The sequence below is a fragment of the Shewanella mesophila genome (genome assembly GCF_019457515.1).
Lineage (GTDB): Bacteria > Pseudomonadota > Gammaproteobacteria > Enterobacterales > Shewanellaceae > Shewanella > Shewanella mesophila.
The window spans coordinates 2,950,533-2,961,809 of record NZ_CP080421.1 but is presented as its reverse complement, the minus strand read 5'-3'; the positions used below and the strand labels follow the sequence as shown (position 1 = coordinate 2,961,809).

The 11,277-nt window shown below is 44.3% G+C and carries 10 protein-coding genes and 6 tRNA genes; 13 read left to right on the top strand and 3 right to left on the bottom strand.

Annotation, left to right across the window (positions count from 1 at the left end; translation table 11 throughout):
• Window positions 1-235 precede the first annotated feature (235 nt).
• From csrA to K0I73_RS13075, 11 genes are all read left to right on the top strand, one after another.
• Window positions 236-433, top strand: coding sequence for a carbon storage regulator CsrA (gene csrA, locus K0I73_RS13125; RefSeq protein ID WP_220061531.1), 198 nt, complete (start codon window positions 236-238; stop codon window positions 431-433).
• A 212-nt stretch (window positions 434-645) separates the two neighbouring features.
• Window positions 646-737, top strand: a tRNA-Ser gene (locus K0I73_RS13120).
• A gap of 22 nt (window positions 738-759) precedes the next feature.
• Window positions 760-836: transfer RNA gene (locus K0I73_RS13115), tRNA-Arg, on the top strand.
• A 38-nt stretch (window positions 837-874) separates the two neighbouring features.
• A tRNA-Arg gene (locus K0I73_RS13110) sits at window positions 875-951 on the top strand.
• Window positions 952-985: 34 nt separating this feature from the next.
• Window positions 986-1,062, top strand: a tRNA-Arg gene (locus K0I73_RS13105).
• 56 nt (window positions 1,063-1,118) lie between these two features.
• Window positions 1,119-1,195 (top strand) — tRNA-Arg (locus tag K0I73_RS13100).
• 8 nt (window positions 1,196-1,203) lie between these two features.
• Window positions 1,204-1,295: transfer RNA gene (locus K0I73_RS13095), tRNA-Ser, on the top strand.
• Between the two features lie 687 nt (window positions 1,296-1,982).
• Window positions 1,983-2,222 (top strand): OadG family protein, encoded by a 240-nt coding sequence (locus K0I73_RS13090; protein WP_220061530.1) that lies wholly within the window; start codon window positions 1,983-1,985, stop codon window positions 2,220-2,222.
• An 18-nt stretch (window positions 2,223-2,240) separates the two neighbouring features.
• Window positions 2,241-4,046 (top strand): sodium-extruding oxaloacetate decarboxylase subunit alpha, encoded by a 1,806-nt coding sequence (gene oadA / locus K0I73_RS13085; RefSeq protein WP_220061529.1) that lies wholly within the window; start codon window positions 2,241-2,243, stop codon window positions 4,044-4,046.
• An 8-nt stretch (window positions 4,047-4,054) separates the two neighbouring features.
• On the top strand, window positions 4,055-5,188 hold the full coding sequence (locus tag K0I73_RS13080; RefSeq protein WP_220061528.1) for a sodium ion-translocating decarboxylase subunit beta: 1,134 nt from the start codon (window positions 4,055-4,057) through the stop codon (window positions 5,186-5,188).
• A 239-nt stretch (window positions 5,189-5,427) separates the two neighbouring features.
• Window positions 5,428-5,613 carry a hypothetical protein gene (locus tag K0I73_RS13075; protein ID WP_220061527.1) on the top strand — a complete coding sequence of 62 codons (186 nt, stop codon included), beginning with the start codon at window positions 5,428-5,430 and terminating at the stop codon, window positions 5,611-5,613.
• Between the two features lie 80 nt (window positions 5,614-5,693).
• On the opposite strand, the gene K0I73_RS13070 is transcribed toward K0I73_RS13075, so the two are convergent.
• From K0I73_RS13070 to K0I73_RS13065, 3 genes are all read right to left on the bottom strand, one after another.
• On the bottom strand, window positions 5,694-6,032 hold the full coding sequence (locus tag K0I73_RS13070; RefSeq protein WP_220061526.1) for a PBPRA1643 family SWIM/SEC-C metal-binding motif protein: 339 nt from the start codon (window positions 6,030-6,032) through the stop codon (window positions 5,694-5,696).
• Window positions 6,033-6,142: 110 nt separating this feature from the next.
• Window positions 6,143-6,328 carry a hypothetical protein gene (locus K0I73_RS19155; RefSeq protein ID WP_258405187.1) on the bottom strand — a complete coding sequence of 62 codons (186 nt, stop codon included), beginning with the start codon at window positions 6,326-6,328 and terminating at the stop codon, window positions 6,143-6,145.
• Between the two features lie 127 nt (window positions 6,329-6,455).
• Complete coding sequence (locus K0I73_RS13065; protein WP_220061525.1) at window positions 6,456-7,709, bottom strand: dicarboxylate/amino acid:cation symporter; 1,254 nt, start codon at window positions 7,707-7,709, stop codon at window positions 6,456-6,458.
• A gap of 274 nt (window positions 7,710-7,983) precedes the next feature.
• Here K0I73_RS13065 and K0I73_RS13060 point away from each other — a divergent pair, with 274 nt between their 5' ends.
• Both K0I73_RS13060 and K0I73_RS13055 read left to right on the top strand, forming a co-directional pair.
• Entirely contained in the window at window positions 7,984-8,406 is a 423-nt protein-coding gene (locus tag K0I73_RS13060; RefSeq protein ID WP_220061524.1) for a YqaA family protein, read from the top strand.
• 32 nt (window positions 8,407-8,438) lie between these two features.
• Window positions 8,439-11,273, top strand: a complete 2,835-nt coding sequence (locus K0I73_RS13055) for a M16 family metallopeptidase (protein WP_220061523.1) — start codon at window positions 8,439-8,441, stop codon at window positions 11,271-11,273.
• Window positions 11,274-11,277 lie beyond the last annotated feature (4 nt).

The window sequence follows — 11,277 nt, the reverse complement described above, 5'->3', positions numbered from 1 at the left end:
AGGCTCTAATATTGTATAAAATCAATATTCGATCAATTATTGTGGGTAATAATCGTCCACTTAGGTAAGATTCCTTGCATAAAAACAGCGAGATTCTGCACATTTAAGTAATTAAAGGGGCTATTAGAAAGTGTTTTTTATCAGAACACTATTAATTTGTACTAAGCTGACCGTATAATAAGGCTATAACGGAATAATGCCGTATAAGCAGAATTTGGAACTAAAGGAGCAAAACATGCTGATATTAACTCGTCGTGTTGGTGAAACACTGATGATTGGTGATGAAGTTACTGTCACCGTTTTAGGCGTTAAGGGCAATCAAGTTCGTATTGGTGTTAATGCACCGAAAGAAGTTTCAGTTCATCGTGAAGAGATCTATCAACGTATTCAATCTGAGAAGTCAGGTAGTTCTTCTGAAAGTGGTAATTTTTAAGCGACTTCTTTCGTTTAGAAGTATCTATAAGAGTCAGCATGTTGCTGACTTTTTTGTTTTCAATTGCTAGGTTTTTAATCGTTGTGGCGATATAGCGCACAGTAGCTTGTCTTTGTGAGTCATAACTGCTTAAAAACAGCTCAAACGGTATTTGTTTCATAGAAATGGTTTGACTTATTTTCGTCAAACAGTAATATGTGCGCCAAGAAAACGGAGAGGTGGCCGAGTGGCCGAAGGCGCTCCCCTGCTAAGGGAGTATGGGCTTTAAATCCCATCGAGGGTTCGAATCCCTCCTTCTCCGCCATTTCTTGACTGTAAAATAAAGTGCGCGTGTAGCTCAGCTGGATAGAGTACCTGGCTACGAACCAGGCGGTCGGAGGTTCGAATCCTCCCACGCGCACCATTTTATTTTTCGGGAAAATAGATTGTAGATAGTAAGATGCGCGTGTAGCTCAGCTGGATAGAGTACCTGGCTACGAACCAGGCGGTCGGAGGTTCGAATCCTCCCACGCGCACCATCTATGATTTATAAGTGTAATAAGTGTTAGTTTTGCGCGTGTAGCTCAGCTGGATAGAGTACCTGGCTACGAACCAGGCGGTCGGAGGTTCGAATCCTCCCACGCGCACCATATTCAAATAAATTGGACGGTCAATTCCGTCTTTTTTATGTTTTACGCAAAGTTTTGCGCGTGTAGCTCAGCTGGATAGAGTACCTGGCTACGAACCAGGCGGTCGGAGGTTCGAATCCTCCCACGCGCACCATTTTATGCGGAGAGGTGGCCGAGTGGCCGAAGGCGCTCCCCTGCTAAGGGAGTATGGGCTTTAAATCCCATCGAGGGTTCGAATCCCTCCTTCTCCGCCATTATTAAAACCCGTAACTTATAGTTATGGGTTTTTTTATATCTGCGATATTTAACATTTCTAGTTGTGAGCGCTCTGCCACTATAATACTAATCAGCATCAAGAGCGCTAAAACTCGCCTTTCAGGCATGTTTTGAGCTTCCTACTCCTACGTTGAATGGCTTCCGCGGCTGCAAGCATTCCATCGTTCATTCGTCTTTAATTAGTTGCAAAAAACAGGTTGAGTAGAGCATTTCTATTACTACAGGGTATATGGCATCCGTTTCTTGTTGAAATGTGGCCTATTTGACCTAGGTGACACGCGTTATATCTGTTGCATAGTTTTTCATCCAACAATGATTGGTCTCTTTTTGGGAACTCAATTTTCAGGGGAATTCACTCCCATTTTTGTATTTTTGCTTTTCCTGGTTATAAAATTGAATGATCTGCAGTTTATTGAGTTTTTTATGCAGATTTGTTTGATAGAGCAAGTTGGTTTTGCTTAATTTGGTAAGACCAATTTACAAAATGCTCGCGTTTTTGTTATAGATTAGTTATGGTTTTCCCTGTTTTTGGAAATATTTCATCTTTTAGCAAAGCCATCTCTATTACTGGAGGTGATTTTTTTTGCTCTAAAAATGAATAAATAGTGTGGCTAAGATCCTTTGGGGAGTAGTCTTAACATACTGATTTAGGCAAAGAGGACGATATGGAATCAATAGCTCAACAGATAATAGAAGCGCTGATGATTATGGTGTTAGGTATGGGGTTGGTTTTTATGTTCCTTTCTATACTCATTCTGGCCATTAATTTGGTCGCGTGGAAGTTTGGCCCAACACCTGTGCCGATTAGCGTTGATGTGGATGAACCAAATCAGCATTACACCATTGAGCCAAAAGTAGTTGCCGCTATTACCGCAGCTATTCATCAATATCGTGCAAAAGCATAGTAAGAGAAGGGAGTTTTTATGAGCAAGCCACTTGCGTTAACCGATGTCGTATTACGCGATGCACACCAGTCTATTCTGGCTACTCGTCTTCGTCTTGAAGATATGCTTCCTATTGCGCCCAAACTCGATGAAGTTGGTTTTTGGTCACTCGAGTCTTGGGGTGGAGCGACGTTTGATGCTTGTATTCGCTATCTAGGGGAAGATCCTTGGGAGCGAATTAGAGAATTAAAGAAGGTTATGCCAAATACGCCACAGCAGATGCTACTGCGAGGGCAGAACTTATTGGGTTATCGCCATTATGCCGACGATCTTGTTTGTAGATTCGTTGAGCGAGCATATCTTAATGGCGTAGATGTGTTCCGTATTTTCGACGCTATGAATGATGTGCGTAATTTAGAAACTGCCGTTAAGGCCGTTGTCGATGTTGGTGGTCATGCTCAAGGTACTATTTCATATACTACAAGCCCCGTTCATACGCTAGATACTTGGGTTGATATGGCCAAGCGTCTAGAAGATATGGGGTGTCACTCTTTGTGCATTAAGGATATGGCGGGTCTACTCAAGCCATTTGACGCTTTTGATCTGATCAGCCAGTTAAAGTCTCAAACGAATCTTATAGTGTCGATGCAATGCCATGCGACAACGGGTCTGAGTACAGCAACCTACCAAAAGGCGATTGAGGCGGGGATCGATGTACTCGACACCGCTATATCATCTATGAGTCAAACCTATGGGCATAGCGCGACAGAAACCCTTGTTGCAATGGTTGAGGATACCGATAGAGCCACTGGCTACGATATGGTGTTGCTCGAAGAGATCGCGGCTTACTTCCGCGAAGTAAGAAAAAAATATGCTGCGTTCGAAGGCGAACTTAAAGGTATTGATTCACGTATTTTACGCGCTCAGGTCCCAGGCGGGATGTTAACTAACATGGAAAATCAGCTGCGTGAACAAGGCGCGGCAGACAAATTGGATTTGGTATTAGAAGAGATCCCAAAAGTGCGTGAAGACTTAGGTTTTCTGCCTTTGGTTACCCCCACCTCACAGATTGTTGGTACTCAGGCCGTGATTAACGTGTTGACAGGAGAGCGTTATAAGTCGCTGACCAAAGAGACTGAAGGGGTACTAAAAGGCGAATATGGCGCAACTCCTGCGGCAGTTAACACCTCGTTGCAGGCGCGTGTGCTAAACGGTGCCGAAGCGATCACTTGTCGTCCAGCTGATCTACTGGAAGCTGAACTCGATAGATTACGCGACGAGGTTAGTGCTAAGGCTAAAGCAGAGGGAATAACATTAGCATCAGAGGTTGATGACGATGTACTGACCTATGCTTTATTCCCTCAAATTGGTCTAAAGTTCCTCAAGAACCGTAATAATCCTGATGCTTTTGAGCCTAAGCCTGAACTTCCCTCAGCGGCCCAAACTGAGGCTAAAGCGCAGATGAGCAGCGCACCATCGGGCGGAGCAGAAACATACACGGTTAATGTGCAAGGCCAGTCGTTTGTAGTTGAAGTCACCCCTGGTGGTGATATTAGCCAAATCGTAGCCAGTGATAATGTGGTGCCTTTTGCGGCGCCAGAACCTGTTGTGAGTGCATCAACAGGGACGATTAAAGCGAAGATGAGTGCGCCGTTATCTGGCAATATTTTTAAGGTGAATGTTGCTGCTGGGGATGAAGTCAAAGCTGGGGATGTGGTGATTATTCTCGAGGCGATGAAGATGGAGACTGAGATCCGTGCTGAATCCGATGGCGTGATCAGCCAGGTTTGGGTTAAAGAGGGTGACTCTGTTGCCGTTGGCAATCAATTGCTGGCTATAGCATAGGAGTTAACATGGAAGGATTAATGGCTTTTTGGGCCGAATCTGGCATCGCCAACTTTACTGGTGGACAGCTGCTGATGATGGCTGTCGGTGGTTTGTTGCTGTATTTAGCTATCGCTCGGGGGTTTGAGCCACTTTTGCTGTTACCCATAGGCTTTGGTGCCGTATTAGCAAACATTCCTAATGGTGGATTCACCGAAGAGGGCGGGCTGCTCTATTTTGCTTACCATGTAGGTATTGAAACCGGTGTATTTCCCTTGCTGATCTTTATGGGGGTCGGTGCACTAACTGATTTTGGGGCGTTAATTGCTAATCCAAAAATGTTACTGCTCGGCGCTGCGGCTCAGTTTGGTATATTTGCGACATTGATCGGCGCAATTGCGTTAAATGCCGTGCCTGGATTTGAGTTTTCAATGCAAGATGCGGCAGCGATTGCCATCATTGGCGGTGCTGATGGGCCAACGGCTATCTTTTTAGCGTCAAAGTTGGCACCTGATTTACTGGGCGCTATTGCAGTGGCTGCATATTCATATATGGCGCTGGTGCCTATTATTCAGCCGCCTATCATGAAACTACTTACCACTGAATCTGAACGTCAGATCAAGATGGAGCAATTACGAGAAGTCAGCAAGAAAGAGAAGATCTTCTTTCCATTAATGGTCTTAGGGTTAACCATTCTGTTTTTGCCAGCGGCAACGCCATTAGTTGGCATGTTCTGTCTGGGTAACTTAATGCGTGAATCGGGCGTTGTAGACAGATTATCTAACACAGCGCAAAACGAGCTGATTAATATTGTCACGATATTCTTAGGTTTAGCCGTTGGATCTAAGCTGTCTGCGGATAAGTTTCTGCAATTGGAAACATTAGGTATTTTGGTCTTGGGCGCGGTGGCTTTCGGTATTGGCACTGCAGCAGGGGTGTTAATGGCCAAACTAATGAGTAAATTGTCTGGTGGGAGAATCAACCCTCTCATTGGTGCTGCCGGCGTTTCTGCGGTGCCTATGGCTGCCCGAGTCGTCAATAAGGTTGGTTTGCAAGCGAACCAGCAAAACTTCTTGTTAATGCATGCCATGGGGCCTAATGTTGCCGGTGTATTAGGCTCAGCGGTTGCGGCGGGGGTATTACTGGCGGTGTTAGGTCATTAGTATCTTGTAATTAATTGACCACTAAATTAAAAAGCGGCGTTCATCTTTGATGTGCGCCGTTTTTTTACGTAAAGCGATCGGTATTGGGTGGGCTGTTTACCAAAAAGTAATCAAGCTAATGCTGATGAAGTTGATATAGATCAACAAGCCTCTATCGAAATTGGTGTCTTATAAGTGTGACCTATATCGCAATCACGATAATTTGTTGCGTTAGCGCATACTAAGTAGAGGGCTTTACAATGGAATTACTACCGAATTGTTATACCGATCTTTGTGTGAATGGTAAATGGTTTCATTACGACCATGGAGAGAGCTCTGTGTTTATGCTTAATGGCAGTGAGCCTTTAACATTTGAATTGGAGCGTCAACCAGCAACAGAAGAGGAGTTAGAGCAGCGCCTTAGCCAGATAGCGCAGCTACTTTGATAGGTGATTGAACTTTATTCTATCGATTATAAATCGTTGGCAAGGGCGACGATCTGTATCATTGATCGTCGCTAGTCTGTTTATTTGCCGCAACATTTCTTGTATTTGAGGCCACTACCGCATGGGCATGATTCGTTACGCTGTGGCAGTTTAGCAACGGTTGCGGTTTTAGGCCGATTCAAAATGCCGTCGAGTTGTAAAATATCTTCCTGCGCTTTTTCATCGATAACAATATCAGCAAACAGTTGATGTTCTGCAATTATAGCGTCAATCTCTTGCTTTCTGGCTTCGCTGGTTACCAGCAGTTGTAGTGGAAAAGCTTCGCTGCCTGGTTTTGCTGTGCGCTTAGTGTTGTAGCCATAACTTTCATGTTTTGGCTTAGGCGTCTTACGACCTTTAAAGAAGAACTTGTCTGACATCGAAAATCCACTGTTTTGCCATATGATGGCGATGAAAAAGGGCGCTATCTTAGCAGAATTAATTGCCAGAGCTAGCGATAAATCATATTAGTCCTACTGGTTTTATCAGATTAGTTGCGAAGGTTTTGTCCCGCGGTGATCCACGTCAAAAAACCTAAGGATAAAATTAAGGTTGCGCTGATGGCGATAATGTAAATATACCCTTTTTTCCCCTGTTTTAACGGTACACCTGTTAAGTGTAAAAATAGCGTCCAGAACAGGCACAACACTATAGGTAGTAAAAACAGTCGAGCCATGTCTTACCTCTAAGAATACAGTACGATTTGGCAAGTATAATGTAAATTATCTTAATTTGAACAATATATTAGCAATAAAAAAGCCGCATCAGCGGCTTTGATATTTCGAGTGGATCACTGCAATGAACTAAGATTCGTTGGCCGTTTTACTGACTAATTCCTCGTTTGCATAGAACTGCGCTTCATCTAACTGACCTTCTGATTTGCCCACAACCACAGCGGTCATCATGTCGCCTGTTACATTTGTCGCTGTGCGCATCATGTCGATAACCCGGTCAATAGCAGCGATAAAGGCAATCCCTTCTAGCGGTAAGCCAACCACGCCTAAGGTGACGGATAACATGACCATGGCACTACCTGGGACGCCAGCTGTTCCAACCGATGCAACCGTTGCAGTTACGGCGATCAACATATAGTCAGTCATATCGAGTGGGATGGCATAAATTTGCGCAATGAAGATAGCTGCTATAGCAGGATAGATCCCGCCGCAACCGTCCATGTTCATGGTCGCCCCAAGTGGTAAAACGAAGGCGCCATATTTTTTTGATACGCCCATGGTCTCGGTGGCGCGAGTACTTGCAGGTAATGTTCCGAAGCTAGAAGCTGTGGTAAAAGCCACGAGTTGTGCCGGCATCGCTTTGCGGAAAAATTGAATCGGACTCAGATTCGCACCAAATTTGACTAAACCACCATAGACAAAAATGATGTGAATTAATGCCGCAATATAGATGGCGCCAATAAATTTACCTAAGGGGAGTAACATCGACAAGCCATATTCACCAACTACCCAGGCCATCAGACCAAAAACACCGATAGGAGTCAGTTGTAGTACCATGCGAGTCAATTGAAACATCACCTCTGCACCCGCTTCTATTGTGTGCTTGAGTGGTGCTGCTTTTTGACCAATTTTGTTTATTGCTATGCCAACTAATGCAGCAAAGACAATGATCTGTAACACTTTACCTTCGGCTAATGAAGCAAAAGGATTAACAGGGATCATATCAAGTAATACTTGTGCAAAGCCTGGTACGTTACGTTCGCGAACCTCTGTCGTGGCCAATTCTAGGCTGCCACCCATATCGATAAGGCTACCAACGGTTAAACCAATTAAAGAGGCGATAGTCCCTGTTAGCATGAACATGGCTAACGTTTTAAAGCTCAGTCTTTTAAGGCTTGTACCACTGCCTAGCGAGGTAATACTCACCACGATAGCGCAGAAGATAAGTGGAGCGACCAGCATCTTAATCGCTGCGATGAACAGATCGCCTAAGGGTTTCACTGCCGTCGCCTGCTCACCTAAGACGACGCCTAGGCCTACGCCGAGAATAAAGCCAGCGAGTACCTTTTGCCAAAAAGGGATCTGTTTAATTGTTTGCCACATGGGATAAATTCCAATTTAATGTTGCTTTAATTGATTGCTCAACAGAACCGAGAAAATAGTCGTTCTTACTTAGAGCCACTTAAGGTTTTCAACCTACACTTTTTTAGCCAGCCATTCTATAGAGGGTTAACCTTGCTTACCAAACCCATTTTGTTATAACTTATTGTCATTAAAACAGTTGTTCTAATAACTTTAAATATTAACTTTAAAGTAACATTGTCAGGCCTGTCAATTTGCACATAAAAAATTACGTTTTTTCATTAGGTAAGCCAATATGAGCTCATTATGGTTGATGTTCAGTGCCGCATTTATTGCTGCCACCTTGTTACCTGGTGGATCAGAAGTTTTACTTGTTGCTCTGATAAATGAGGCTGCCGATAGTTGGCTTGCGTTAGTCCTTGCCGCGACGATAGGTAATACACTTGGCTCGGTGACCAGTTATTACTTGGGTTCCTTGGGACGGTTTGCCACTACGCCAGAGGCGATGGCTAAAGGGCGATATCGGCACAGTATCAGCTTAATTCAACGTTATGGTTACTGGAGTTTATTGCTGGCTTGGATGCCTTTAATCGGCGACTTATTGTGTTTACTCGCCGGTTGGATGAAACTTTCTGTGGTCAAGTCGACTCTGATGATATTAATTGGAAAAGGAATACGTTATCTGCTGGTGGCAGCGATAGCGTTACATTGGTTGTAGCAGTTTACTGTTAAATGTAGGAGCAAAATGGAATGAAGAAATGGATATTGGCAGCGGCGATCTCCGCTGCGTTAACGGGATGTGTCTCATCGAGTTTACCCACAGCTTTGCCTCAAGGGGTTTCGCTTGTTGAAACCGTTAATGTTGCAGATTCGAGTGTTGGTATTGCCTATAAGAAGTACCAGTTAGCAAATGGCTTAACGGTTATCTTGCATCAAGACAGCTCAGATCCATTAGTTCATGTGGATGTGACCTATCATGTAGGCAGTGCTCGTGAGCTTCCTGGTCGTTCAGGATTTGCTCATCTTTTCGAACATATGATGTTTCAAGGATCTGAAAACGTTGCCGATGAACAACATTTCAAGGCCGTTACCGAAGCGGGTGGTAATCTGAACGGTACCACCAACACTGATCGCACCAATTATTTTGAAACGGTCCCGAGTAATCAGCTAGAGAAAATGTTGTGGCTAGAGTCTGATCGCATGGGCTACTTCTTACCCGCATTAACAGACAAAAAATTTGAGGTACAGCGCGAGACGGTTAAGAATGAACGAGCTCAGCGTATCGATAATCAGCCTTATGGCAGAATGAATGAGCGTTTCAATCAAGCCTTTTATCCCTCTGGTCATCAGTATTCTTGGCCTGTGATTGGCTGGCCTGAAGATTTAGATCGCGCAGATGTAGAAGATGTTAAGCATTTTTTCCAAAGATGGTATGGACCCAACAACGCTACATTAACTATCGGTGGTGATTTTGACGAACAGCAGACCTTAGCCTGGATAAACAAATATTTTGGTGAGATTCCCCGCGGCCCAGAGGTCTCTGCTGAGCAAAAGACGCTAGTCACCTTGGACAGAACTCGCTACATCTCGATGGAAGATCGCGTCCACCTGCCTTTGTTACGTATTGCGTTTCCGACCGTCTATGCCAGTCACAAAGATGAAGCCGCGCTGGATCTGTTATCAAATATTATTGGCGGCGGTCCAACGTCGCTGGTCTATAAAAATCTAGTAAAAGATGGTTACGCCGTACAAGCGGGTGTAAGTCATCCCTGCCAAGAGTTAGCTTGCCAATTCTCGATTTATGCCTTAGCGAACCCCGCCCGCGGTGGACAGCTGAGTGACATCGAAAAACGCATTAGAGAGTCAATCGCAGAGTTTGAACAGCGTGGTGTGACCGACGATGATTTACAAAAAGTAAAAGTACAGTTTGAAGCCAATACAATTTTTGGGCTGCAAAGTGTTAAAGGTAAGGTGTCGACCCTAGCATTAAATCAAACTTTCTTCGGTAACCCCGACATGATTGCTTATGATCTTAAGCGTTATGCCAATGTGACCAAAGAAGATGTTATGCGGGTTTTTAATACCTATATTAAAGATAAGCCTATGGTTGTCATGAGCGTTGTGCCTGAGGGACAAAAGCAGCTTATAGCCCATCAAGATAATTACATTGCACCCGCACCGCAAGTCGCACAAACCGCGGTATCTGGTCTTAAAGAGGTTAAGACGGCTAGGGCTTCATTCGATCGCAGTGTGATGCCGAGTGCGCAGGCGGCTCCCGTCATTACGGTTCCGAGTTTATGGACGACTAAACTGAGTAACGGTATTGAGGTCATGGGGACGACAAGCTCTGAAACGCCAACCGTGGAGCTATTGATTTACCTTAATGGCGGTCATCGACTCGTGGATGTTAATCAGGCAGGGCTTGCGAGCTTAACGGCCTCGTTACTCAATGAGTCTACAAGGCTTCATAGTACCGAAGAGCTTGCTCAAGCATTAGAGATGTTAGGCAGCTCGGTCAGTTTTGGTGCGAGTACGTACCAAAGTTATATTAAAGTGTCGACCCTAACATCTCATATCGATGAAACATTGGCCATAGTGCAAGAAAAGCTATTTAAACCAGGGTTTAACGAAGCAGATTTTGAGCGTGTTAAGCAACAACACTTGCAGAGCTTGCAACACATGCAGTCAGATCCTAACTATATTGCCGACAGTGGTTTCGATGCCTTGCTATTTGGCCTCGATACGCCATTAGGTGTGAGTTCTCAAGGTTCATTTGAGAGCGTATCTGGGTTAACTCTTGATGATGTTAAAGCCTTTTATCAACAGCAATATCGGGCTGGTAATGCTCAGGTTATTGCGGTCAGCGATCTTAATCAAACTCAGATGCTTGGCAAGTTAAAGGGCTTATCGCAGTGGCAAGGTGAGGCAAGTCAGGTCCCTGCTTTAGCTAAGTTGCCGATATTAGCCACTGGCACTGTATATATAATAGATAAGCCTGATGCTGCTCAGTCTGTCATTAAGATTGGTAAGCGATCTATGCCCTATGACGCTACGGGTGATTACTTTAAATCTTATCTGATGAATTACCCGTTAGGCGGCGCGTTTAACAGCCGTATCAATCTTAATCTACGTGAGGATAAAGGTTATACCTATGGCGCAAGAAGTTACTTTAACGGCGGCAGTGAAACGGGGATTTTTGAAGCATCGGCGAGTGTGCGCAGTGATGTCACAGCTAAAGCCTTAGTTGAATTTGTAAAAGAGCTGAAGGATTATCAGGCAAATGGCATTACTGATAAGGAGTTAGTCTTTATGCGAAATTCTATCTCTCAAGCGCAGGCGTTAGACTATGAAACGCCTTACCAAAAGGCCGGGTTTATGCGCCGCATTCAACGTTTTGGACTCGATGCTAACTTTACGACGGCCCAATCGAAGATCATTAACAGTATCTCGAAACAGGAGCTTAATCGTTTGGCGAACAGTGAGCTTAATCTTAACGAAATGGTAATGTTAATTGTTGGCGATAAAGCGAAAATAGAGGCTGACATCAAAGCCTTGGGTTATCCAGTGAAAACTTTACAGTTGTAATTGA